Genomic DNA, 25,523 nt, shown 5'->3' with positions numbered 1-25,523 from the left:
CCAAGTGCTCAATGAATAACCGGGCTTAACCAGTGGGCGTATTGCGGGACCTGGCCCCTGACGGTTTTCAGGTACAGGTCCCTGACCTTCGCCGTGATGTTCCCCACCTGACCCGCCTGGATCGAGTAGTGATCAATCTGGGTCACGGGCACGATTTCTACCCCCGTACCGGCAAGGAAACATTCATCGACGCTGAACAGTTCTGAAAACGAAATATCGCGTTCAATGACCTTAAGTCCCAGCTCAGCCCGGGCCAGTGTCATCACCGTGTCACGGGTAATCCCCTCAAGAATATGCGCACTCAACGGGGGGGTGATCAGGCAACCGTCTTTGACGACAAACACATTGGAGGTGGTCGACTCAGCGAGGTTGCCGTGCACATTCAACATCAGCGCATCATCAAAGCCCTGACGTTGCGCCGACTCCATCGCCAACGCGGAGTTGGCGTAACTGCCGGTGATCTTGGCGCGGGCAGGCAATGACACATCGGGGATGCGGCGCCAGGTCGAAATCGCACAACGCACACCCGAGGCAGGCATGTAGGCCCCCATTGGCAGGGTATTGATCACCAGCCCGGAGCTGACACCTGACAGTTTCACCCCAAACCCGACGCCCGGTAGCAGCGCCTTTTTGTAGGCTAAAGGGCGGATGTAACTGTCCGTGCTGGCTTGGTTGTGACGCAGCAAGTCAACAAGGATGGCTTTCATTTCGGCGCGGTCGGGCAAGTTATCCAGTTGCAGCAACCTGGCGGAGTTCTCCAGCCGCTTGAGGTGATCCTCCAGGCGGAACACATTCAGCACGCCAGCGTCACTCACATACGCACGAATGCCTTCGAACACCGCGGTGCCGTAGTTAAACGCCTGCGTCGTCACCGGGATCAGCGCTTGAGCGGCCTCCACCACCTGCCCTTCAAAGTAAACGTGCAGGTGCGGCTTGCGCGCGAGGGTAGGTGCTTGATTGGGGGTATGCGCCATGATCAGGCTCTCCGCGCAGCAAGGGTCAACGCGGTATCGCGTTCGCGGTTATCGCTGCCCTGGCGCTTGTCGTGCAAGCGGGCGGCTTTCCAGCTGACCATGGCAGCGGTGCCGGTGACTGCATCGGTCGGGCCGACAGCAATGCGGGTCAGCGCTCCCAGGCGCGTCTGCATGAAGGCCGCGATGGCCACCAGATCGTTTTGCGTGGTCGCGCCCGGATACACCTCCAGCGTGACCTGCAACTGGTCAACGCCATCCACCGACTCCACCTGAATGTGGTAATCGAGGCAGCCCTTCAAGTGCTCGAACAACGCCGCTTCAACGTCGTAAGCACAATGGTTGTGGCCGTTGAGGACCAACGTGTCGCGCACACGGCCAATCGGCACGAGGTGCCACTTGCCGTTCTCCACGGCATGCACCCTGACCATGTCACCGGTGCGATAGCGAATCAGCGGTTTTTGCCCTTGATACAAATGGGTGATCACCAACTCGCCGGTCATGCGCTGATGTTCCGGTGACAGCACCTGGCCCGTCGCCGGATTGATCACCTCATAGATCACATTCAGCGGCACCGTGCACAGATTGCCGCGGGCATCACACGCCGCCAAAATCGACGACTCCTGTGAGGCGTACATGCAGTTGTACAGCGTGCAATTCCACACTTCGCCAATATTGCGCAACAACGCGGGCGTGGTCAGCTCGCCCAGCGTCAGCATCAGCTTGACCCCCAGGTTAGCGGGCTGCTGGCCTTTCTTGATTAAATGCCTGGCCAGGCTGATCGCCACGCCGGGCGTACACACCAATGCTGTGATTTTCAATTCGCGGATCAATGCCACAGCACGGTCCAGCCCGACCACGGGCGAGCGCGGCCACATTTTCACCACGGTGTGCCCAAGGCTGCGGCACACGTCTTCAAAGGTGTCACCGGTTGAATGCAACTCAGTAGGGCCCATCACCCCCACAATGTGACGTTCACCGTGCGCGCGAAACAGCTCACCGTAACGCTGGATCAGTGGGGTGTTATTGAAAATCGAATCATGCTCATTGCGCGGGCATGGCGTGGCGGCGCCGGTCGTGCCGGTGGTCTCGTAATAGACCCAGGCCTTATTGAGCGGTGCTGCGGCCAAATCGTGCCCGGCCTCGCGCAGGTCATTTTTGCTGGTAAAAGGCAGGCGGCTGAAATGTTCCCAACTCAGCGAATCAATGCTGTCATCCGGCACGCTGGACAAATGAGTCTTATAAAAAGCTGAGCCCGCTTTAACATAGCGCACCACCTCTTTAAGGCGATCAAGTTGCAGTTCCTTAAGGGCAGACTCGTCAATGCCGCCCGCCTCAAAATCCGCCTGCTGTTGATACACCGCGCGCGCCAGGTCTAAAAGTTCAGGCTTGAATAATGCGTACACATAACCTCCTTGTTATTTGAAGAGTGCGAGATTGCCGGTCAACTTACTGATTAACTTTTTCGGCCCCACCAGACCAATGGCAACTAACTCAATGGCCGGACTGTCAGCCTCGGCAATACGCGACTCATATTCTTCATAGGTTTTGCAGGACTGCGCCAACGCACTAAACGGCATCACATGCACGCCTTCATCCGCCAGTGCCTTTTCTTGCAAACTGTGCAACAACGCATTGTCAGACACCAGAATAGGCAACGGTGCGTAAATGACACCGGGGTAGTTAATACCATCACGGCTGTGCAGATCCGGACCTACCAAGCCTTCGATCGCCCCCCCGAAACTGACCCCGATCACGCTGATGGCATTGGCTGCATGCCCCAGCCCCAGAGCCTTGTCGACAACAATCACGCACTTGTGAATGGCCGCATCAAACTTCATGTGTCTCTCCCTGGACGTTCCGGCTTTTCAAAATATCCCACTGTTTTATCTGGCCACCCACGCCCCCGGCCAACAACCCGGCAAAACTGGAGGTTTGGCTGTCCACTTCAACATCCACCACGGACCACGTCGCAATACGCCGCCACTTCTCCACGCCACGCATATGATCCGGATGTATTAAGTAGGCGGACAATTGTGTGTGATTTTCAAACAAACCCATGACCACAAAGTCCATCGCCTGTGCGCGTTCACTTATATTGCGCCCACAGGCCCATCCCAGAATCTCATCAATGTACAAGGGGTGTTGGTGAGTGGTTGATTCGGCATCAATAACTTCTTCATCCCCCCATTGATACGGTTCAATAAACTTGAAAAACACCAAATGAAGAATCATGCAGTCCCCTGAACGCGCACCTCGCGGCGCACATCACTGTTATTTTTATATAAGCAAGGGTTAGCCCTCACTGCGAAAGTTATTCAAGGCGTGTGTGCAGGTTGATGATTAAAGCGTTAAAAAATACTAAACCTTTGAGCAGAATAATTATTTCTATTTTGATTGCCGCGCGAATCGATTTAGGTAGAATCTTGCGCCTGATGACAGGGAGTTGGAATTTATGACCACGCCGGTGCTAACCACTACAGATGTGCGCATTCTTACCGCTTTGCAACAGGACGGCCGGATCACCAACCAGACCTTGGCCGACCAGATCGGCATGTCTGCGTCCCCCTGCTGGCGCCGCGTGCGCCAACTCGAAGAGCACCGCTACATTCAGGGCTACCGGGCGGTACTGGACCGACGCAAGATCGGTTTGGGGGTCATGGTGTTCGTGCGTATCAGCATTGGTCACCACAGCGAGGCAGAAGCCAAGAAGTTCGAAGAGCAAGTCATGCTGCTCGAAGACGTTGTGGCCTGCTACAGCATCGGCGGCGACGCCGACTTCTTGCTGCAAGTGGTTGCCCGTGATCTGGACTCTTTTGCCGATTTCGCCATGTCAGTCGTCCGGCGACTGCCCGGTATCAAAGAGATGCAGAGCATGTTCGTATTGAAAGAAATCAAACCCTTTGTCTCTTTCCCGGTTAAAAGCGCCCAAGACATTTAGCGTGACGCCCCAGCGTTGAGTTCACCTTCAGGACGATCATGAACATACGATTAACGCAATGGCAGGGCTTCGCGTTCATCGATGAGTGGGAGCCTTTGGCCAGCCATCCCCAGATCAGGGTGCAAACCATGATCTGGAAGGACAAGAACGAGGCGCAGAGCGGCTGACACCTCAACAGCGGTCGATTTAAAACCTGATGCGCCTGATACAGCGCACACCGGGTAACCCCCACAGCCAGCCACGCCACGTGCTGGCCCAGGCGTCACGCAGTTGCTGCACGGTGATGATGCGCTCTGCCGGATCAACACTCAGCGCCGCTCGCAACGCAGGCCAACACTGCCTGGGCACGTTACGCGGCGCACGCAGTTGCAGGTGCAAACCCTGCTCACGTGCGGTGTTTGAGGGCAGGCGCTGATACGGATGTTTACCCTCGGCCAACTCATACAGCACGCACGCCAGGGCAAAAACATCCGCACGGGCCGACAACGGTTGCCCTTCCAGCAGTTCAGGGGCCGCATAGCCGGGCGTCCAGGCATTAAAACGGCTGCGACTTAACTGCGGCAGGCCACTGAGAACGCCCTCCTCGGCCTGCCCCAGGCCAAAATCAAACAGGCGCACACCGTCTTCGCTGACCATCACATTGCTAGGCTTGAGATCACCGTGCAGCACCCCACGTGCGTGGGCATGAGCCAGCGCATCCATTAACGGCAAGGCGATCTCGCGCAATTCGTCCCACGCCAGGCCCTGGGGCCGCTCACACAGCAGCTTGTCCAGCGTTAACCCGCGCATCAGCTCCATGGTGATAAAAGCGTGCTGACTGTCGGGATCGACCTCAAACGTATGCAGACGCAATACGTTGTCGTGACGCACATGCCGCGTGAGGGCGAATTCGCTGTACAGCAATGCGCTGCAATCAGGGGCTTGTGCGAAGGCTTCGCTGAGCACTTTGATGGCGATGTACGGTGACGGATCGCCGTACTGCTCATGCAGCAAGTCCCGCGCACGGTACACCGCGCCCATCCCACCCGCACCCAGCAAGCCTTCGAGCTGGTAACGGGCCGCCAGCACTTGCGGTAATTGCCCGACACTGGCCCGGGTGGGCGGGCCAGCTGGCGTGTCGCACGCCGCCTTGGCAAAGGCAAAATAAGTCAGGTTACTGGCATGCTCAGCGCTGAGCAGCAAGTCGTCGATCGCACTGTCGGGCAGGCTCATTGGCGTATCACCACGGCCGTCAGGTTATCCCGTGCAGCGCCACGTAACGCACCGTTAAACAGCCGCTCCAGCGCCTGCTGCGGCGCGGGCAAGTTCAACGCATGGCCAAGCGCGTCCGTACTCAAGCCTTGGTACAAACCATCGCTGCACAACAAAAAAGCATCACCGGGTAACGTCTCCAACTCCAGTACATCGAGGGTCAATTGCTCACTGGCCCCCACGGCCCGGGTCAAGGCATGAGCCGACGGATGCGCCTTGGCCTGTTCGACGCTCATCTGCTGTTCATCAATCAGTTGTTGTTGCAAGGAGTGGTCTTTGGACAGCTGGTACAAACGCTGCCCACGCCACAGATAACAGCGACTGTCACCGGCCCAGATACAGGCCGCACGGTTGCCTTCCATCAGCACCGCCACCACCGTGCTGCCCATGATGCTGTCATGGCGCCCGGCGGTGACCGTCAGCTCTTGGCCCAACCGCCGGTTCAGCCAGTGCAGGCACTGACGAACGCCCTTGAGGCGCTCGTCAAAATCCACCTGCATCGGCAAGTCTGCCAGGCTCGCGACGATCAACTGGCTAGCAATATCACCGCCCTGATGACCGCCCATACCGTCCGCGACCACCCACAACCCCTGTTGCGGGCACTCCAGAAAGGCATCTTCGTTGCGCGCCCGCACCTTGCCCGCATCGGTACGCGCCGCGCTGCGCCAGGCACCGCTCACCGGCATCAGAGTTGCACCGGCATACGGAAAGTGCGGATCACACTCATGTCAAACGGGTTCGGTGTGCGCGGGCTGGTCAACAAATAGTTAGCGCGCAGGCCGCCAAGATCGGCTTTTAGCACCAACACGTCACGGCCGGTCAGCGACTCGGTTTGCATCAGGTCGAACAAACGGAACAGTGACCACGGCCCGGTATTTTTCTCGATGCCCACCGGGCGCCCGACCATTTTGTCCAGTACCAGGCTGGTTCGACCATCCGCGGCCTCCGTGGGCCATTTGAACGCCACCGGCACAATCGGCCCGTGGCGGTATTCAATGACCTTGTCGCCGAAGGTGAACTGCGACCGACTGACCGCCGCGTCCAGCGTGTAGGGCTCAAGCTTGAACTGCACCTGCGGCTCGGCCGGATTCTCTGCAAAGAAACTCTGACGGATCACCTGCGCCGCCCCCATCTGGTCCAGGTATGCCTTGGAGATGGGCAAGCTGTGCCCATCAATGCTGCGCAACCGGTAGTTACCCGGATCACCGCTGACAAAGGCGCGCATGTAGGTGTCGAAGAACTTGTCCGCAATGCCCTGTGCCTTGAAGAACTCGCGGAAGTCGCTGATGGCGACGTCGCTGGTGCTGTGGGCATAGAACGGATAGCGCTTGTTGATCGCTTTGCCGTAGTAGCTGTACAACTCGCTCTGATAGCGCTGGTTCAAATACTGATAAGTATCGTCAAGCAGCAAACGCCAGGTGTCTTCGGCCAATACGTTGAACCAGGTGCCCACCGGGCGCGGCAAACGCGCCGAGGCATTGCGCAAACTGCTCAACGCATCGCGCTGACCGCTCATGCGCACCTTGGTCATTTCATAGGCCGCCTGCTCTGGCGCACTGGCACGGGCCAGGCTGGTCAGTTGCAACTGCAAGTCATTGAGCGCTTGCAGCGCCGGGGTCAAATCAGCGGCCGGGCCGTTGTTGTCATCCAGCAAACGGTGCAAAGGTTCAAATCGGCGCTGCAACGACTTTTTGGCGGTGTCTGGCAGTTTGGCGGTCAACACTTGCGATGCCTTGCCCGCCACTGCTTTAACCGCCTTACCTGCTTTTGCGGCCTTTTTGCCCAATGCTTCAGTGGGCTCACCGGCTTCTTCGACGCTGTCGGCGATGGCCTGGAAGCGCGTGTTTTCCCGCACTTCAACCAGCAGTTGCAGCACGGGCGAGTTGGAGGAGGTCAAGCCCGCCAATTGCTCGGCACCTTCACCGGCATCATTGATCGGTTGCAGCGCCACTCGGCCCACGGCTTCGCCCCAATAGTTGGCGTAGTCACGGAAATACAGCTGCTCCAGCTCCACCATCAGGCGGCGCAAGTCCATCCCACTCATGCCCGGACCTTCGCCCAACACCCAGTTGTCTTGCAGGATGTCGGTGACCAGCGTGGTGCTCTGCACCGAGAAATACTGCTGATAGCCGCTCTGGGTATAGAACCCCGGAATCACATAGTCTGTGCCGATAAACAACCCGCCCTGCGGCCCCAGGTGCTGACTCAACCGGTATTCCGGCAAGCTGCGCGCCTGCTCACGCAACATCCGATAAACCACGTTGGCCAACGACTCACTGCGCAATACCTGACGCGCCTGCGCCACCAACTGTTCGTTTAGCGGGTACACGAACGGTTGCTTGAGCAAACGTTCAAAGTGCGTATTCAAGCCGTTTTGCACCTCGGTGTTACCGGCGTAACGCACCGACCAGTCGGTGGCAACCCAGTCTTTGAGCCAAGCCGCATCACGCCGGTCTTTGAGGTTAAGCATCAAGTAGGCACGCAAACTGTTAAGCAGGCGCTCGCGATTCTTGAGGTTAGTACGAATCTGCCCCTCAAGCATCGTCGCGACTTGAGGCAATAATTGGGCTTCAAGCGCTTGGTCATACGCTTGCGTGACCACGGGATTGACCGCCTCACCCTGATAAAGACCACCACGTTCCAGGTACGACACCTCCCCCGTTTTGGGAAACACTTGCGTCGCCGCATACAGCGTATCCAGCGGTTTCAAGACTGCACGGGCGTCGTCACGAGCGGTCAACGCTGCACGCTGCTGTACCCACTCCTGAGCCAATGTGCGCAGGTTTTCGAGGCGTTCATAGTTAGCCGAAAAGCCACCGGCCCACAACACGCCAAACAGCGCCAAGGCGGCCAGCGCGCCCACATACAAGGCCCGTTGGCCCCAATGGATGCGGCTGCGTTCGCGCTTGTCCAACCCTGCCAGATCAGCCTCAGGAAAAATCACCCGGCTGAACAAATGATGGATAAAACACGCACGCCCCCGGTGCAGGTTAGGCAAGGCGCCAGCACTCAGGCTGTTGAGGTCATCCCCCTCCTCGCTGTTGTCCGTCACGTGTGACACATGCGGCGCGCTGGTCAGGTAAAAACCACGTAACTGGCTGACACGCTGGTAGCGATTGCCGGTAAAGGCCATGTCCACAAACAGGCACATGCGTTCACCGATCTGGCCCAACTGATGCGGGAAATCGAGGATTCGCGCACGGCGCTGAGTGTCACGTTCCTGATGCATGCGCATGATCACCTGGCTATTAAGCCTGCGCAGCAGCTCTTCAAACTCAGCCCGTAAAACCGCGACATCGGTGCCACTTTGCTCCTTGCGCAACGTGGTACCCAATACCTGATCGCTTTCTTCGCGGCTTAATTGTTCAAAGAACTCATCGAACCCGAGTAAACGGTCTGCCTTGCTCAACACCAGGTACACCGGCACATCGACGTGCAGCTTTTGATGCACATCTTGCAAGCGCGCGCGGACTTGACGCGCCAACGCCTCCAGCTCACCGTCAGTGCCGTCCAGCAAGGTTTCCACGGGAATGGTCACCAGCACGCCATTCAAGGGACGGTTGCGCCGCCGTTGACGCAGCAAACTCAGCAACGTGTGCCAGCCGCTGCCATCGACTTCGGCATCCGGTTGGGTCAGGTAGCGACCCGCGGTGTCGATCAACACCCCATGATCGGCGAAGTACCAGTCGCAATAAGCCGTGCCCTGGGTATCGCGGGTCAACTTGCGGTCCAGCTTGTTGATCGGGAACTCCAGCCCCGAGAAGTCCAGCAAACTGGTTTTGCCGCTGCCCTGTGGGCCAATCAGCAAGTACCACGGCAAATCATTGCGCCAGCGCTCGCTGCGACCGCGATACACGCTGGAGGTCTTGAGGGTGTTGAGGGCGTCCTTGAAGCGCGTTTTGAGCGCTTTGCGTTCACTCTCGATTTGCTCTTCGCGCTGCAAACGGGCCTGCCCGTCTTCGCTGTCCAGCAACACTTGCTTGCGCACTCCAGCGCGCCAATTGACGTAGACCATGAACAGGCCCCACATCAATATCAGCGCGCTGATGGTCAACAGCCGCGAGGTCGAACCTTCCCAGAACTTGTAGTCATTGACCGCTAACAGCGGCCCGACAAACCACACCAGCAGCGCCACGCACAGGAGCAGTAACAGGGTCCAGACCCAGGTCTTGCACAAGAATGCGCCGATTTTTTTGAAAAACTGTTTCATCACACGTCCTTGTTAACGGCGGCGGCATCAGGCTGAACCAACGCCGGATCAAGCTGCTGATAAGGTTGCAATACCGTTTCGCGCTGTTCACCCAACACCCAGGCAAAACCGCAATACATCACCACCAGACACACGGCGGTAAACAGCACCACCATCCAGGCCGGTACGATGCGCACCAGATGGCGTCGCTGCTGGCTCAAACCTTCCCACTGCGGTGACAGCTCGCGGGGAACATCGCCGCGCAGTTGGCGGATCTGGCGATACAACGCATCGCGGATACCTTCCAGTTCCAGCATGCCGCGTGGCTGGACCCGGTATTTGCCCTCAAAGCCCAGCGACAGGCACAGGTACATCAACTCCAGCATCGGCAAGTGCTTGACCGGGTTTTTGGACAGTCGATCGAGCAGCTGAAAAACCTTTTCGCCACCGAACGTCTCGTTGTGAAAACTGCTCAACAGGCTCATCTGCGACCATTCGCTTTCATTACCCCAGGTCGTCGTCACCACCGCTTCATCGACGACTGTGCACAGCACGTAGCGGGCCGCCATGACCTGGCTGCTTTCCGCGCCGTTGTGCAACGCGCGCACCTCAAACACTTTGAGCGCCGCCGTCAGCCGCTCGTTGAGCGGGAGCAAATCCTCACGACTTTCGCTGTGCTTGAGCCGAACCACCTCACTTAACAGCTGCGAAGCGGCGGCGACCAATGAATTGAGGCTGATGCTGAAGGTTTGCGTCGGGCGCAGGCGCGCGGCGTAAATCATCCGTTCTTCGAGCTGTTCAAAGCGCGGCGGCGAGGCGAAGTCAGTCAGCGGACCCGCGCCGGGCCCTTGGCCTTTGCGGTCAAGCAGCACGGTTTTTTCGTCCTGGCTATGTTCCATGTCCTTGATCATGTCGGTCAGTTCCTGATGGCCCAGAATTTCAGTTCAAGCTCGGCAAATTCCCCGGATACATGGAATGCAAAACCACCGGAGCGCTCCAGCTGTGCCACGTCATCAGGACTGAGTTCGAGAATGAAATAGGTTTTATTGGAATGAAAAGCGATCTGGCGCGGCGCAACCGGCAGCGGTTTAACCTTGATCCCGGGCAGGTGCAGGTTGACCAACTGGCGGATCTGCTCCACGGGGCCGACCTTCAGGTGCGCAGGCAGGCGATGGCGCAGCTCTTCGCTGTCGCAGTTGGCGCTGGCGGCCAACACAAACGAGGCCGAGGCCAGCAGCTTGTGGTCGTGTAACGGTGACACCAGAATCCCGTATTGACGCGCTTGCAGCACCAGCTCAATAGCATGCTGCTCCAGCACCATCGACAGCACTTGGCGAATCGCGTCCATTAACTTGCGAAAGCTGGCGCCCTGATCGCTGTGCTGATAACGGCTGTCCAGACGCGGGCGTTTGGTGTCGCTGGAAAACGTCGCCAGCTCGCCCAGCATGGTCAGCAGCGTGCGGTACAGCTCTTCGGGGTGGACCTGCTCAAGTCCCAGGTAGTGGCGCAGCAACAGCTCGGTACGGTTGATCAGTTGCAGCATCATGAAATCGCCGACTTCAGCACCACCGACCTTGCCGTTGGAGCGAATACGCTCGGCAATGGTGTCGCCACGGTGCCCGAGCATGCTGATGATTTCTTTGAGGCACGAGAGCAAATAGCTCGAAGAGTGCGCCTGGATAAACGTCGGCACAAAGTCCGGGTTGAGGCTGATCACCCCATCGGGCGTGGTGTCGAGCACCTCACACAGCTTGAGCTTGACGTACGCCTGATCGCTCTGCTGCTCACCCAGCAGCAAACGAAAATCCGGCCGCGCGCAACTCACCTGGCTGGACGAGTCATCGCCTGCATTAGAGTCAGTGACTTCGGACTCGTAGGCGGTGTAACGCGCCAACACATCGGATTGCTCCGGGCGGCGGGCTTCAATGTGGTTGCCGGTGACCAGCGGCAACGCCAGGTAAATCGGCGTATTGCCGGTGTTGGGTGGCACATCGAGGGCCAGCGGTTCAGTGTTGCCGCCCAACTCAAACAGGCTGCCGTCGGGCAAGATCCCCGACGCCTGGCTGACCACCAGCTTGCCCATGCTGAGGAACTGCAAATCGATTTCCAGCCCCAGAAACCCCCAGATGTAACTGCCCAGCAACTGCGTGCGGGTTTTCATCTGATGGTCGTAATAACGATCGTTATGTTGAAAATGCTGCGGACGCAGCAGCATGCCTTCCTGCCAAATGACTTTGTGCGCATTCATGATCAGTCATCCGCCTTGGCGAGCATTTTTTGAGCGTTGAGAATGCCGCTCTGATCGAGGATCAACGCCACGTCCGTTGTCTCTTGCGGGGTGACTTCAACCGTATAGCGCCACTTACTGTCAGGCAGGTCGCGGTACGCCGCGAGGATACCGATATAACGGCTGCCCTCCTCTACGCTGAGTTTCAACTCCAGGGTTTCACCTGGGCGCAACTCAAGCTGTTCGCTGGCGACCATGTCCGGGCTGAGTGCCTCTTTGGCATGCTCATACAGGCTGAAAAAGTCCGCATTCTCAAACGCCACCGGGTGTTTGAGTTCAAACAGGCTCACCACCACAGGTGAAGGACGCCCGTTAAGATCAGGGTTCAATTGATCACTGGCTTGAAGTTTGAGATTGACCTTGGTCAGCGTCGAATACGGTGACAGGGTCGAGCATCCCGCCATCAGCACCAGGGCGGCGCAGGCCAGCAGCGTGTGAAACAAACGGGGCGAGCAGCAAGACATGCGCTTCATCCTTGGTAGTCGTTGTGAAGGGAAGAAATCAAGCGCACCTGTTCTTCGTAGGCTTGCGCGAAGTCACGGGCCAACAGGCGTTCGCTCCAGTCATCGTCCTGTTGCAACGCCTGGTGATAGCGACCGAACGCTCTCCAGCGGCTGCCGGAGGTGGCCAACAAAGGCTTGTTGTCACGCTCAAATCGCAGGGTCAGGCGCTCGGGCGAAAAGTGCTCCAGCGTGCTACGCAACGCCGCCCGGCTGGCGCTCAGCAATGCCACCTGATGCGCCTGCACATCACGAAAGGCTCGCGCAACAGACTGCTCGGCCGACAACTGTCCCGCACGGCCTGGCGCAAGCAGGATGCCCAGCGCTTCACTGGCGTCGATGGCCACTTTCAGCGGGTTCTTTTGCGTGCTTTGAACAGTGGTTTGCGCCAGACGCAACTCGTTTTTCAGCTCGCTGCGGGTGCGCAGGCTCTGCTGCAACCCTCCCACACTCTGTTTAAGCAACCGCGCAGCCTTCAAGGCCAAGGCTTCTCGGGCATCGTGATCAAGCTCGTTGAGGTCAACGCCGAGCGCTGCGCCAAAGTGCTGCCAAAACCCTTCAGTTTGACGCTCGACCGCAGGTGGTGGCGCCGCAGGCTCTGCCACAGGGGCTTTGATCAGTTGCGGTACGATCAGGCGCTCGCGATCCACCTGCGCGTAATCGGCTCGCTGGCGCGGCGGTTCGGCAGCGGTTTTAGGGCTGATCAGTTCATTAATGTGCGCGTCGTCGTGCTCGTGCTGACCGAGCGCATTGAGCGGGTCAAGATCATAAAACGCATCATCCGGAATGATGCTGCCCGCGGCTTGCGGCAGACCGATTTCAACGTCAAGGCTGGCCGGGTCACGAATCAGCCGGGCGCGGATTTCAAAGTCGCCCAGTACATAGGCCGTCCCACTCTCGATGCGCAGCGCTTCACCCTTGGGCAGGCGCGCACCGGTGTCACGGTCCTGAATACCGTTGCTGCTGGTGTCGGTCAGGTAAAACACACCGTCGCGGTAACTGATCAACGCGTGGCGGTTGGACAAGTGACGCTTGCGGTCAGGAATGACCCAATCGCAATCCTCACCGCGCCCGATCACGCCACCGCTGGGGGTGAAGGTTTTCTGGCACAGCTCTGTAGGCACGAATTGCTTGGTGTTCAGCATTTCGAAAACCAGTTCCATGATCTTGCTCCTTGCGGTCACTTGCCGCGATTGACCGCCTGCGGATCACCCAATGGGCGATAGGTGTTGTCATTGAATTTGTAATTGCCGTTACAGCCGCCAAGGCCGCAGACAACAACGAGGGCCAACAGCACGGTTTGCCAGTGACGAACAGGCATCGGAGGGTCTCCTGGGTAGACAAATTTCACAGGCAGGCGCTGGACGCACGGCCTGCCGCAATCGAATGAGATGCACGCAAGGGCGTTAACTAACCATCGCGTTCACCCACCTGAACATTCAGGCGCTCCATGCGGTACAGCAAGGTGCGGCGCGGCAGCCCCAGTTCGCGGGCGGCCAGGGTCTGGTTGCCATCGTTTTTGCGCAGGCTGTCGAGCAACCAGCTGCGTTCGACCTGCTCCAGTCGTTCTCGCAGGCTCAGGGGGCTGTCTTCCAGTGCCAGGTCGGGGCGTAACGAGAAATGCTCGGCCAGTAGCTCCCCGCCCTCGCACAGCAGCACGGCACGTTCGACCAGGCCTTTGAGTTCACGCACGTTACCCGGAAAGGTGTAAGCCAGCAGATGGTCCAGCGCCGCCTGCGACCAATGCACGGCGTCGCGCTGCAAGAAGGTGCAGGCCTTGTCGGCGAAGTGCCGGGCCAGCTCCAAAATGTCGCCTTCGCGCTGGCGCAGCGGGGGTAACTCAATGGGAAATTGCGCCAGTCGGTAATACAAGTCCTCACGGAATTTGCCTTCACTGACCAGTACTGCGAGGTCGCGATGCGTCGCGGCAATGATGCGCACATCAATTTTGTGCGTGTCGTTAGACCCCAGCGGCCGGATCTCGCCTTCTTGCAACACACGCAGCAGCTTGGCTTGCAGCGACAGCGGCATGTCACCAATTTCATCCAGTAACAAAGTGCCGCCGTTGGCCGCATCGAACAGGCCGGGGCGGTCGCAATCCGCCCCGGTGAAAGCGCCCTTGCGGTAGCCAAATAGCTCGCTTTCCAGCAGGTTTTCCGGGAACGCCGCGCAGTTCTGCACAATAAAGGCCCGTGAACGACGCGGGCCGTAGTCATGGATGGCGCGGGCAAAGACTTCCTTGCCGCTGCCGGTTTCCCCCAATAGCAGCACGGTGTACGGGCTGTGCAGCACTTTGCTGATTAACGAATAAGCCTGACGCATGACCGGGCTTTTGCCGATCAAGCCATAGCCGCTGGCACTCGGCACGCTGACCAGCGCCGCAGGGGGGGCGCCTGCCGAGCTGCGCAATGATTGCAACAGATGCAGTTGTCCGAGTACGAAACTGCCGAGTTGGGCCAGTGAGTGCGCAAAACCTTCGAGTTCAACAGCGTGCTGACTGGCGCACAGCAGCACGCCTGCCACCGATTGCTTCTGGTTGACCAGCGGAACGCACAGCAACGACTGCCACGCCAAGCCCGCTGGCAGGAAGCTGGTCTCGTGCAGACTGGAACTCAGCGCGTTGAGGCACAGCACCCGGTTTTGGCACAGCGCAAATTGCAGTAACTGTTCCCCGTTGTAATCGGCGGGCAGGCACTGCGCTTCACGGGGTTGTACCACCCCGTTCAGGCACTCGGCGCTCAAGCCCAGGCAGGTGTGGGTGGCGTCCAGCAAATACAGTTGCGCCAGTTCGCAGCCGCTGAGTTCTGCCAGCCCCTGCACAAACCGGCCCAACAACGTGGCGTCATCAGGTGCATGCGACAGGTTCGCAAACTGCGCGAGCAAGGCCTCTGCATACACCAAGGGTTGTGCCACTTGCTTAAACATCACGCCCACCTCAAGCAAACTCGCAGATCACGCTGGCATTGGCGTCAAGCGTGGCATGCACGCGTTTGAGGCTCACGCCTTGGGCCATGGCGTCGAGCAAACGGTCGGCCACCAGCGGTAACACGTGCTGATCAAGCAAGTGATCAATCAGCCGCGCACCACTGTCGCTCTGGGTGCAACGCTCGGCCAATTGATCCACCAGCGGCTGGCAATAACTGAAGTCCAACTGACGACGCGCCAGGCGCTCGCCCAAACGATCCAGTTTGATCTCAATCAGTTCGCGCAACACCGGGCCGCCCACCGGGTAGTAGGGGACTACGCGCATACGCGCCAACAGTGCGGGTTTGAAGTGGTGACTGAGCACCGGGCGGATGGTGTCTTCCAGCACTTGGGCCGATGGCCGTGCTCCGTTCTCGCACAGCTGTGAGATACGGTCGCTGCCCAGGTTTGAGGTCATCAGGATCAGGGTGTTGCGAAAGTCAATCTCACGCCCTTCCCCGTCATTGGCCACGCCTTTGTCGAAGATTTGGTAAAACAGGTTCAGCACGTCCGGGTCGGCCTTTTCGACTTCATCGAGCAACACCACCGAATACGGCTTTTGGCGCACCGCTTCGGTGAGCATGCCGCCCTCGCCATAGCCCACATAGCCTGGCGGCGCGCCAATCAGGCGTGACACCGTGTGTTTCTCCTGAAACTCGGACATGTTGATGGTGGTGATAAAACGCTCACCGCCATACAGCAAGTCGGCCAGTGCCAACGCCGTTTCGGTTTTGCCGACGCCGCTGGGACCGACCAGCAAAAACACGCCCACCGGCGCATCGGGCTTGTTTAACCCGGCAGCTGTGGCACGCATGGAACGGTCGAGTGCATGCACCGCTTGATCCTGCCCGCGAATGCGCGTGCGCAAATCGGTGGCAAAATTCGCCACCTTGGCGTTGTGCTCACGCGCCAGTTGCGCCAACGGAACACCGGTCCACGCGCTGATCACTTCAGCCACCAGCCGTGGGCACACTTCAAAGCTGACCAGACGCTCAGTGAGCTGGGCCTCGGTCAAGCTGCAATGGGTTTCATTGAGTGCCGCCTCAAGGGTTTCGATGCTCGGTGCATCATTTTCCGGCGTCTCAATGACTAGACCTTCGGCATCTTCCTGTAAGGCCACCCGCGGGGCTGCGGCAGCAGCGATGCGCGCCGTCGCCAATGCTTTGCGTTGCTCCAGCAAACGCTCAGCCAATTGCTTTTGCTCGCTCCACAGTGCCTCCAAGGCCAATCGCTCGTCTTGAGCATCGCTCAAACGGTCTTCGAGCAGGTCAAGGGCTTCGTGGTCTATCTGCAAACCGGCTTCGGCATCCCGACGCAGGGCCTGACTCTGGCGATCACCTTCGGCCAGCTCACCGCGCAATTGCTCAAGGCGCTGGGGCGCGGCCGCGAGGCTGATACGCACACGGGCACAGGCGGTGTCGAGCACATCCACCGCTTTGTCAGGCAGTTGACGCCCGGCCAAGTAGCGTGCAGACAACTCAGCGGCCGCCACCACAGCGTCATCACGCAGGTAGATGCCGTGGCTTTTTTCATAGACTTGGGCCAAGCCGCGCAGAATCGTCACCGCCTCGCTGACGGTGGGTTCGTGCAGTTGCACGGGTTGGAAACGCCGCGCCAAGGCCGGGTCTTTTTCAAAATACTTTTTGTACTCCGACCAGGTGGTGGCTGCAATGGTGCGCAACTCGCCACGGGCCAGCGCGGGCTTGAGCAGGTTGGCAGCATCGGAGCCACCCGCGTTGCCGCCTGCGCCAATCAAGGTGTGGGCTTCGTCGATAAAAATAATGATCGGCTTGGGCGACGCTTTGACTTCGTCAATCACCCCTTTAAGGCGACGTTCAAACTCACCCTTGACGCTGGCACCGGCTTGTAACAAACCCATGTCCAAAGCCAGTAATTCAACACCTTTAAGGACCTGCGGTACTTCACCGGCGGCAATGCGCGAAGCCAGCCCTTCCACAATCGCGGTTTTACCCACGCCGGCTTCGCCGACCACAATCGGGTTGTTTTTACGGCGACGAGCCAAAATGTCGATCATTTGGCGGATCGCATCGTCGCGGCACAGCACCGGGTCGAGTTTGCCGTCGCGCGCCTGTTGCGTCAGGTTGTGGGTGAAGCGCTCCAGCAACGACTCACCCGGCGCAGTGGGCTTACCGGTGGCCGGTTGCTCTTTGAGCGACAGGGCAAACGCCTTTAAACGCTCGATGTTCAACCGGGCCAGCAGTGGCAAGTAATGACTGCCTGCGTAACGCATCGGATTGCGCAGCAATGCCAGGATCAACGCCGCTTGATCGACCTGGCTTTGACCCAGCTCCAGGTTGGCCACTAATAAAGCGTCTTGCAGCCACTGCACCAGTTCGGGAGCAAATACCGGGTTGCGCGATGCACTGTGTTCAACCCGCGACTGCAAGGCCGCACTCAATTCTCCAGCGTCCACGTCCGCGTCTTGCAGCGCTCGCGACAACAAGCCTTGCGCACGCTCAAGCAAACCCAGCAGCAAATCTTCTACCAGGATTTTGCTGCCGCCGCGGGCCACGCAGCGTTCAGCCGAGCTTTCGAGGTCGCGACGGGTGTCGGCGTCCAGCGCCTGAATCAGTTGTTGCAGGTCTACGTTGATCATGTGTCATCAGTCCTTAATGTATTTTGCTGCCCAGCGTCACCACACCGTCGGCGCGCTCGCGGCCCAGCCAACTGGTCCAGCCCAGACGACAGGCGTTTTGTTCGCCAATGCGCAGTTCGCGGATCTCTTCCTGACGCAGCACCAGGCGGATGTCGTAGTCGAGCGGATCGCGCAAGGTAAAACGCACCAGCGCGCACAACGGTTGATAACCGAACCCGATGGGCAAAAACTCATGAAAACGCTCCCAATCCAGTTCGCGGATGTAGATACGAAACTTGCCGCTGCGGTCGCGCACCCGCTCGCCCAGTACCAAGTCTTCACCCAGCATGCTGTTGGCACGGCCCAAACGGTTGCGCTGTTCTTCAAGAATCTCGACCCGACGCTCAATGCATTGCTCGATGGTCAATTGCGCGTGTTTGAAGTAGTAACGCAGCACTGCCTCAATCAGCGCCGCCGAGTGCGCCCGCAAGCTGAGCAACCCCAGATACGGCAGCAAGCGTTTCCAGTTCAGCTCCTTGGCCTGACGAATCTCTTCGCCGCCCAAGCCAATCAGCGCAAACAGTTGCGCCGAAAAAGGGTCCAGCGCACCACTCTGAAAACTGGCGCGGTAGCGGTATTTTTTCCAGATCGGCAGCATCAGCCGTTGCAGGCGATGGTGAAACACATCCAGAAAGTTGCGTGTCGGGTTGCCGTCTTCGCTGTCGCCCAGCGCCTGCTCGCCATAGAACGCAGGCAAGGGCGAACCGGCGCCTACAAGCCCGATCAAGTTGAACCGCAGGCGTGCGCGCAACTGCCCGTGCTCGTTGAAAAACTCAACCCGGTCCACATCACTGCCCGGAAACCCGAGGCTGGGGTTGGCCTGAAATTCCAATTGGTCGTACAGATCGTCTTCGCTCAGGTAGGGATGCGCTTCACGCAAGCGGTCCACCACCAGCAACACGGCCTGGAACAGCGAGTACTCGCGTATTACCCGGCTCAGCCCGCTTAAAGAAGCGGCTGAAGGCCCATACGGGGTGTCCATTGGTACACCTCTCCCTGTGTGCTTTTTACGCGCAACTCGTGATACGAATTAAGACTGGCGTAAAGTGCGAAAAACTCGTTGAGCACCGACGCAAACACGAACAGATCGCCTTCGCCGATATACCCCTGGGTGTCGACAGTCAGCTCAGTGCGCAACCCGCGCACCGGCAACCCGCGGTGCAAGCGGTCTACGTGCTGGTGCTTGATCGACTTGAGACCGCCCAGCAAACGCTTGCTGACTTTCTCTGCGTGCTGGTCGTAGTAGCGCGGCAAGTCGTAGGTTTCGAGAATCACCTTCAACGCATTGACATCGGCCAGCGACAGGTAGTTAAGCGACATGTTGCTGATCAACTTCCACAGGAAGTCGCGATTGAGCGGCGGCGCGAAACTGGCGGTCGCAGGCGTGATGTTGCGAAAAGTCAGAAACTCCGGGGTTGCTTCACATGCCCGGCAAATGTCACCCAACTTGAGTTTGCGTGGCAGGTTCTGATTGGTGCAGGTCAGCTCGATCGACAGGGTTTCGTGGGCTTCGCTCTGGCGGATACCAAAACTCAAGTACGTATCGAGACCGCCGTGCAGCAACGACGAGCGCTGACGAATGCTGTAATGCGCGCGGGCGGTGGGCACATCGAAGCTGGGGTCATGCTCAAACGATTCGAATGGCACGTAGTCCTGATAACCCAAACCACCGGGTTTCCAACCAATCACGCTTTCGACCGAGAACACACCGCAATGCTCTTGCTCGTACTCCGCGGGCAACAGCAGGTACTCGTCCTGTTTACCGTCGAGGCGAATCGGCAGCGCGTCATGCTTGAACAGGTTCACAATCGGCGTGCAATACAGCTTCACGTTGTCGAGTGTGGGGCGCAGGCGCTGGATACCGCTCTTGCGGATGTCAAAGCGCAGTTCCAGGCCGCGCATCTGTTTGAGCGTGTCGGGTGGCAACGCCTTGAGCATGTCCAGCCCATTGACATCGACAAACAGAAACTTGTCCTGAAACGCGAAATATTCTTGCAGGTAGCGGTAACCACGGAAGGTGTTGAGCGGGTACGGAATCAACGCTTCTTCTTCCGCGAAGCCGACGGGCTGCACGCGGTCGCCCGGCATTTTGAACGCCATCGGGCGCCCGCCCACGCCATCGAGCGGTTTGCCCGCAGCGTTCAACGGCACCAGTTCGATGCTTTCCAGATTGCGCAGCAGGCTCAGGTACAGCATCTGGCTGATGTAACGCTCGCCAGCAAAGTGCAAACGCAACGTGCTCAGTTGCAGCTCTCCCAAGTGGCCGTCAGCACTCATTTCAAGGCGTAAGCTGAGCAACGAACCGTCACCCTTGACCGAATAGTTGAGGGCGGTCAGGTCGAGCGCCATGACGTCGGTCGGGTAACAGGTGCGAAAGCGGCAGCGCACACCATCAATCGGCACGCTTTCTACCGGTGTGTCGCGCTCCACCCTCAGTGCAGGGCCCGGCAAGGTCAGCGGGTCAAACTGCAAAATGCTGAACGCCGGCAACGGACGCATGTAGTTGGGCCACAGCAATTGCATCAACGAATGGCTCAACTCCGGCAACTCGTCGTCGAGCTTCTGGCGCAGACGCCCGGTCAGGAAGGCAAACCCCTCCAGTAACCGCTCCACGTCCGGATCCCGACCGGCTTGCCCCAGAAAAGGGGCCAACGCCGGGCTGCGCTCGGCGAATCGACGACCTAACTGGCGAAGTGCGGTGAGTTCGCTTTGGTAGTAGTGGTTAAAGGACACGAAATACCTTCCCGGCTTTAAAACTCATGAAAAAACTGCCCTGCCCGTCCAGGCTTTGCCCACCCCCGGACCGATAAGGAACTGCTCACGTCTCGCGATGCGCCGCCCTGTTGCGGCGCGCAATTTTCAGGTCACTTTGACTTGACCGCTGCCGTCCAGGCAGGCGGAGAACGTCACTTGACGCTTCAAACCCTCAACTTCCAGCAGCCCTTCGATACTGAAGGTCAGGCGCAGTTGATCGTTATCCCGCGGCAAAGAAACGACACGCACCTCGCTCAAGCGCGGTTCGTAGGCTTCGATAAAACCCACAATCGCCAAACGTGCCTGACTCAAGGAGTCGTGCAGGCTCAGGCGCATGTCATTGAGATCGGGCAACCCGTAATCGGACAGCGTTTGCACACTGCCCGCACGGGTGCTGAGCATCTTGGCGAGGTGGGCAGCCACAGACGCCATCGCCGACACCTCGCGGCTCCAGCCGACGCGTTTGTCCGCATCGCCATTGAGGCGTTCGAAAAGGCTGCCGTATCCCGTCATCAGACGCTCCGTTTACTCTTTGTCCAGCTTGCCAACCAGCGACAGAGTGAAATCGGCGCCCATGTACTTGAAGTGCGGACGCACGTTCAAGCTGACGCGGTACCAGCCAGGCTCGCCTTCAACGTCACTGACGATGATCTGGGCTGCACGCAATGGACGACGACCCCGCACTTCGGCGCTCGGGTTTTCCTGGTCGGCCACGTACTGGCGGATCCACTTGTTAAGTTCCAGCTCAAGGTCGGTGCGCTCTTTCCACGAACCGAGTTGCTCGCGCTGCAACACTTTCAAGTAGTGAGCCAAACGGTTGACGATCATCATGTACGGCAGCTGGGTGCCCAGTTTGTAGTTCAGCTCGGCGGCCTTGCCTTCAGCGCTGATGCCAAAGAACTTGGGCTTTTGCACGGAACTGGCTGAGAAGAACGCGGCGTTGTCGCTGCCTTTGCGCATGGTCAGAGAGATGAAACCTTCCTCGGCCAATTCGTATTCACGGCGGTCAGACACCAGTACTTCGGTCGGAATCTTGGTTTCGATTTCGCCCATGCTTTCGAAGTGGTGCAGCGGCAGGTCTTCAACCGCACCACCGCTCTGCGGGCCAATGATGTTCGGGCACCAGCGGAACTTGGCGAAGCTGTCAGTCAGCTTGGTGCCAAACGCGTAGGCGGTGTTGCCCCACAGGTAGTGCTCGTGGCTGTTGGCGACAGTTTCTTTGTAGACGAACGACTTGACCGGATTTTCTTCGGGGTCGTACGGGTTGCGCAGCAAGAAGCGCGGCACGGTCAAACCCACGTAGCGCGAGTCTTCGGACTGGCGGAAGCTCTGCCACTTGGCAAATTGCGGGCCTTCGAAGTGGTCCTTGAGGTCCTTGAGGTCAGGCAAGCCGGTGAAGCTTTCCAGACCGAAGAACTTGGGACCGGCCGCTGCAATGAACGGCGCGTGGGACATGCAGGCCACGCTGGACACGTACTGCATCAGCTTCACGTCGGGCGAGCTTGGGGACATGAAGTAGTTGGCGATGATCGCGCCCACAGGCTGACCACCAAACTGGCCGTATTCGGCGGTGTAGATGTGTTTGTACAGGCCGGCCTGCATCACTTCTGGCGAATCTTCGAAATCGTCCAGCAGGTCTTCTTTAGACACGTTGAGGATTTCGATTTTGATGTTTTCGCGGAAATTGGTGCGGTCAACCAGCAGTTGCAGGCCACGCCACGACGATTCCAGCGACTGGAAATCAGGGTGGTGCAAAATTTCGTCCATTTGACGGCTGAGCTTGGCATCGATCTCAGCAATCATGCGGTCAACCATGGCCTTCTTGACGGGTTCACCATTGTTCTGCGGCTTGAGCAGCTCTTCGATAAACGCCGACACGCCACGCTTGGCGATGTCATAGGCTTCGTCGTCCGGGGTCAGACGCGTCTGGGCGATGATGTTGTCAAGAATGCTGTATTCGCCGTTTTCGGTACTGCTTTGCTGCGCTGCGTTGGTGCTCATTGCGTTGTCTTCCTTGGCTGATGGGGACTCAAGCGTCCTGGGCGGCGGCGTTCAAGCCCAGCTCGCCCAGTACGCGACCACGGGATTCATCGTCGGCCAATACGCTTTCGATGGCTTTGCGAAAGGCCGGCGCATTGCCCAATGGGCCTTTGAGGGCCACCAGCGCGTCGCGCAGCTCCATCAGTTTTTTCAACTCCGGCACTTGCTCAACCAGGCTGGCCGGGTTGAAGTCTTTCATCGAGTTAACGCGCAATTTCACGGCCAATTCTTCAGTGTCGCTCTCTTCCTGAAGGCGGTTGGCAACACTCAAGGTCAGGCTCAGTTCTTGCTTGGCCAGCACTTCGTCGAACGTCATTTTGTCGATGCTGATCGGCTTGCGATCTTCGACTTTGCGTTCGTCCTTGCGGTGGGTGTAATCACCGATGGCGAGTAGTTTCAACGGCAGTTCAATTTCTTCCTGAGCACCACCGGTGGCGGGCTTGAAGGTGACGTTGATGCGTTCCTTGGGGGCTACCGAGCCTTCTTTGGCCATGGTTTTTTTCCTTGCGTGTATGACCCTGGGGCCTATTCGAGTACCACTTCGAGATCGAGATGGCACAACCTGCGATAAATCTCATCCCTGCGTTCACGTACGGCATGGTTCTGCGGCAACAGTTCGCAGCAGCTGTGCAGTAAATGCAGTACTTGCAGCGCAAGATCGGGCTCCCAGGCATGCAGGCCTGAGTCCTGTAATGTGTGGTCCAGGGTCTCAAGCTGGGTCTTGGCCAGCTCGTACTTCTTGGCCATAAAACACAGCCGCGCGAGGGCGAACTGCCAAAAAAACCGGACACGTCCACCCTGAGCGTTTTGCAAGCCTTGTTTGAGGGTCTGTACGGCGGGCTTGAGGCCGTCCTTGCGCAGAATCGGTAGCACCGCTTCAAGGGCCAATTCCCACGCGGGCTGAGTGGCGGTCACTTCCACCTTGCGCGGCGCACTGGTGCTTTGCAGGTGCGGCATGACATTGGCGCTGATCCACGCCCGCGTCGCCGGGTCGGCAAACGGCGCACCATCGTGAAAGCGCAATTCGATGATGCCCGGCAAACGTTGAATCAACAGGCTGAAGTGGATTTCCACCTCACGCATGGCGATCTCGGCATTCAGCGCCTGCAAACACTCCCAGACAATGCGATGCCCATCGAACCAGAACGGCGCTTTGCCCAGGCTGGCTTCGACTTCGACCAACAGATCGGCATATTGACCTTGGGCAAAGCGGTCCTGATAAGCCTTGAGTTTGTCGACGGGCAACCCCCGCAGCACGGTAATTTGCTCACTATTACGCTCAGGTACAGCGTCTATCGCCATCCACATCAACGTACGATTTAGGCGTAGCGCCCGCACATCCGTAGCCTTCTGTTTAAGCCACCAGGCACACAGCGGCCGTGCGCTGTCCTGCTGGGTGCGCAGCGCTTTTTGTGCGTCTTTTTCGTTATCAATCGGGGTGCCGGGCGTGAATAACTGGGTCGCGGCCTGCTTGACCTGAGCCACCACCGCCCCTACCACGCCAGGTTCGGGCTCATTGTTCGCCGCGCGCTGAACCATGTTTGCCAGCCGCCGGTGAATGGGCAGCAGCAACGGCGCAGCATCGTCAAGGTGTTGTGTCAGCACCGCATCCAGCGCTTGCAACTGCTTGACCAGGCTGCGGAACAGCGGCAGTTGCTCTTTGATCGGCACGTCATCTTTGAGCGCACCCTCAAGACGCGGCACCAACCAAGCAATCGCAGCGGCCCGAGTGCGCGCTTTGGCGGGGTGAAACTGCTCCCAGTGGTGCTCACACAGGTACACCAACACGCCTAATCCGGCATGCAACCCCACAAACGACTCACGCAGATGCAAGGCCCATGTCAGCCAGGCGGCGACACGTAAATCCTTGGAGGATGTTCGGAGAATAAGTTCGCTGTTTTCCTGGATTTTCAACCAGTCGATGGGGCCACTGGCGTGCAGCGACTGGGCCTTTTCCAGCTCGGCTTCCAGGGCTTCGAACTCACTGGAGTAGCGAACTTCGTCGCCGGCAAAGTTATCACTTGAAATAGGCTGCCGGGCCAAGTCGGCATAGCGAACCATTAGCGTGCTTGAATACGTCATCTATGCCTCCTTGATGATTGAACGCTGGGCGTTCGTGCCTCCTGGCAAATGCAGAAAGTACCGTGGATGGTGTGCATGAGCACAGAGGATCCAACAGCTTCTCAATCAAGCCTCACACATGCCTTTATGGCACTTTGATACTTGATGCGGGCCGAGAGAATACACAAAAAATAAAACAGAAGTTACCAAAAAATTGATTCCCGTTCGTCGTAAAGAATCATGACCTTCATATCTTGCAAATGAATAGGCGCTTATTTTTCAGGTACGCCCCTACTCTGAAAGTCCTTTGAAAAGCCTTGGACTCACGTCTAAAAGGACCAATTTCCGCCCACTAAAATCAGGGTTTAGCCCTTTATAATCAATGGCTTAACAGCTTTAAATACAGACTGTAATTTAATCATGAACACTGCAAACAATGTCGACAATAATCCACTCAGAACAGATCCGCGCCTATAAGACGATTCTTACAAAAATAAAGGATCTGACTTACATGCGACAAGTCGGAGATCCATGCAATTTACCCTACTAACAACCTGCTCCCGCAAAAAACAGTACAGATATGCCGCACATCTGATACGCAAAGCGCTACACAAAATCTGATTACCCGTTGACTTATTAAAATCAACAAAATTGACATTTATGACAAACACCAACTGCGCAAGAAGTTGCGCACTTAAATGTGGATAACCGTGTGGATACATCGCCACAGCGTATATAAACCGGTAGCTGTAGACGAGTGCGCAAGAAGTTGCGCAGTACTGCGCAACTTCTTGCGCACTTTATCCATGCTACCTACCTGAAAATTGGTCATTTCATACGCTTACTTTAGCTATCTATCTGATTTATATGGTTATTATTTATGTTGGCACGAACCTTGATTGTAATTAA

Annotated in this window: 22 protein-coding genes; 2 read left to right on the top strand and 20 right to left on the bottom strand. The window is 58.0% G+C overall.

Annotated features, from left to right (window positions below):
• Positions 1–8: 8 nt before the first annotated feature.
• The 4 genes from GYN01_RS20365 to GYN01_RS20350 are packed head-to-tail and all read right to left on the bottom strand — an operon-like array spanning position 9 to position 3,206.
• The gene (locus tag GYN01_RS20365; protein ID WP_053076071.1) at positions 9–974 is read right to left on the bottom strand and encodes a branched-chain amino acid transaminase; all 966 of its coding nucleotides are present in this window, start codon (positions 972–974) and stop codon (positions 9–11) included.
• Positions 975–976: 2 nt separating this feature from the next.
• Positions 977–2,377, bottom strand: a complete 1,401-nt coding sequence (locus tag GYN01_RS20360; RefSeq protein ID WP_203307681.1) for an AMP-binding protein — start codon at positions 2,375–2,377, stop codon at positions 977–979.
• 12 nt (positions 2,378–2,389) lie between these two features.
• The gene (locus GYN01_RS20355; protein ID WP_048365879.1) at positions 2,390–2,812 is read right to left on the bottom strand and encodes a DUF2000 domain-containing protein; all 423 of its coding nucleotides are present in this window, start codon (positions 2,810–2,812) and stop codon (positions 2,390–2,392) included.
• Positions 2,802–3,206, bottom strand: coding sequence for a Dabb family protein (locus tag GYN01_RS20350; RefSeq protein WP_203307680.1), 405 nt, complete (start codon positions 3,204–3,206; stop codon positions 2,802–2,804). Before GYN01_RS20350 ends, GYN01_RS20355 begins: the two co-directional genes overlap by 11 nt.
• Before the next feature lie 220 nt (positions 3,207–3,426).
• On the opposite strand from GYN01_RS20350, the gene GYN01_RS20345 reads away from it, so the two are divergent.
• Entirely contained in the window at positions 3,427–3,912 is a 486-nt protein-coding gene (locus GYN01_RS20345) for an Lrp/AsnC family transcriptional regulator (RefSeq protein ID WP_048365881.1), read from the top strand.
• A 38-nt stretch (positions 3,913–3,950) separates the two neighbouring features.
• Entirely contained in the window at positions 3,951–4,079 is a 129-nt protein-coding gene (locus GYN01_RS22515; RefSeq protein ID WP_275296452.1) for a hypothetical protein, read from the top strand.
• A gap of 19 nt (positions 4,080–4,098) precedes the next feature.
• On the opposite strand, the gene GYN01_RS20340 is transcribed toward GYN01_RS22515, so the two are convergent.
• The 16 genes from GYN01_RS20340 to tssA all read right to left on the bottom strand — a co-directional run bounded on the left by GYN01_RS20340 (position 4,099) and on the right by tssA (position 24,635).
• On the bottom strand, positions 4,099–5,124 hold the full coding sequence (locus GYN01_RS20340; protein ID WP_203307679.1) for a serine/threonine-protein kinase: 1,026 nt from the start codon (positions 5,122–5,124) through the stop codon (positions 4,099–4,101).
• Positions 5,121–5,849, bottom strand: a complete 729-nt coding sequence (locus tag GYN01_RS20335) for a PP2C family protein-serine/threonine phosphatase (RefSeq protein ID WP_203307678.1) — start codon at positions 5,847–5,849, stop codon at positions 5,121–5,123. Before GYN01_RS20335 ends, GYN01_RS20340 begins: the two co-directional genes overlap by 4 nt.
• Positions 5,849–9,373, bottom strand: a complete 3,525-nt coding sequence (gene tssM / locus GYN01_RS20330; protein ID WP_203307677.1) for a type VI secretion system membrane subunit TssM — start codon at positions 9,371–9,373, stop codon at positions 5,849–5,851. Before tssM ends, GYN01_RS20335 begins: the two co-directional genes overlap by 1 nt.
• A complete protein-coding gene (gene icmH, locus GYN01_RS20325) occupies positions 9,373–10,263 on the bottom strand; it encodes a type IVB secretion system protein IcmH/DotU (RefSeq protein ID WP_048365886.1) in 891 nt (296 codons plus the stop codon). Before icmH ends, tssM begins: the two co-directional genes overlap by 1 nt.
• A 5-nt stretch (positions 10,264–10,268) precedes the next feature.
• Complete coding sequence (gene tssK / locus GYN01_RS20320; RefSeq protein WP_048365887.1) at positions 10,269–11,600, bottom strand: type VI secretion system baseplate subunit TssK; 1,332 nt, start codon at positions 11,598–11,600, stop codon at positions 10,269–10,271.
• 2 nt (positions 11,601–11,602) lie between these two features.
• Positions 11,603–12,103: a type VI secretion system lipoprotein TssJ gene (tssJ, locus tag GYN01_RS20315; protein WP_203307676.1), complete on the bottom strand. Its 501-nt coding sequence runs from the start codon at positions 12,101–12,103 to the stop codon at positions 11,603–11,605.
• Positions 12,104–12,108: 5 nt separating this feature from the next.
• Positions 12,109–13,302, bottom strand: coding sequence for a type VI secretion system-associated FHA domain protein TagH (tagH, locus tag GYN01_RS20310; RefSeq protein WP_203307675.1), 1,194 nt, complete (start codon positions 13,300–13,302; stop codon positions 12,109–12,111).
• A gap of 17 nt (positions 13,303–13,319) precedes the next feature.
• Positions 13,320–13,460: a hypothetical protein gene (locus GYN01_RS20305; RefSeq protein ID WP_048365890.1), complete on the bottom strand. Its 141-nt coding sequence runs from the start codon at positions 13,458–13,460 to the stop codon at positions 13,320–13,322.
• 89 nt (positions 13,461–13,549) lie between these two features.
• Complete coding sequence (locus GYN01_RS20300) at positions 13,550–15,064, bottom strand: sigma-54 interaction domain-containing protein (RefSeq protein ID WP_048402509.1); 1,515 nt, start codon at positions 15,062–15,064, stop codon at positions 13,550–13,552.
• A gap of 10 nt (positions 15,065–15,074) precedes the next feature.
• Entirely contained in the window at positions 15,075–17,720 is a 2,646-nt protein-coding gene (tssH, locus tag GYN01_RS20295; protein ID WP_048402510.1) for a type VI secretion system ATPase TssH, read from the bottom strand.
• 13 nt (positions 17,721–17,733) lie between these two features.
• Entirely contained in the window at positions 17,734–18,741 is a 1,008-nt protein-coding gene (tssG, locus tag GYN01_RS20290) for a type VI secretion system baseplate subunit TssG (protein WP_048365893.1), read from the bottom strand.
• Positions 18,705–20,492, bottom strand: coding sequence for a type VI secretion system baseplate subunit TssF (tssF, locus tag GYN01_RS20285; RefSeq protein WP_048402511.1), 1,788 nt, complete (start codon positions 20,490–20,492; stop codon positions 18,705–18,707). The genes tssG and tssF overlap by 37 nt, the downstream gene beginning before the upstream one ends.
• Before the next feature lie 126 nt (positions 20,493–20,618).
• Positions 20,619–21,026, bottom strand: a complete 408-nt coding sequence (gene tssE, locus GYN01_RS20280; protein WP_048365895.1) for a type VI secretion system baseplate subunit TssE — start codon at positions 21,024–21,026, stop codon at positions 20,619–20,621.
• Between the two features lie 12 nt (positions 21,027–21,038).
• A complete protein-coding gene (gene tssC, locus GYN01_RS20275; protein WP_048365896.1) occupies positions 21,039–22,514 on the bottom strand; it encodes a type VI secretion system contractile sheath large subunit in 1,476 nt (491 codons plus the stop codon).
• Positions 22,515–22,542: 28 nt separating this feature from the next.
• The gene (gene tssB, locus GYN01_RS20270; protein ID WP_048365897.1) at positions 22,543–23,046 is read right to left on the bottom strand and encodes a type VI secretion system contractile sheath small subunit; all 504 of its coding nucleotides are present in this window, start codon (positions 23,044–23,046) and stop codon (positions 22,543–22,545) included.
• Between the two features lie 32 nt (positions 23,047–23,078).
• Positions 23,079–24,635, bottom strand: coding sequence for a type VI secretion system protein TssA (tssA, locus tag GYN01_RS20265; RefSeq protein WP_048402512.1), 1,557 nt, complete (start codon positions 24,633–24,635; stop codon positions 23,079–23,081).
• Between the last annotated feature and the right edge of the window lie 888 nt (positions 24,636–25,523).

Origin of the sequence: Pseudomonas weihenstephanensis, from assembly GCF_016812185.1 — a bacterium.
Classification (GTDB): Bacteria; Pseudomonadota; Gammaproteobacteria; order Pseudomonadales; family Pseudomonadaceae; genus Aquipseudomonas; species Aquipseudomonas weihenstephanensis.
The sequence above is the reverse complement of the archived record's forward strand: the minus strand, read 5'-3'. Positions and strand labels throughout refer to the sequence as shown.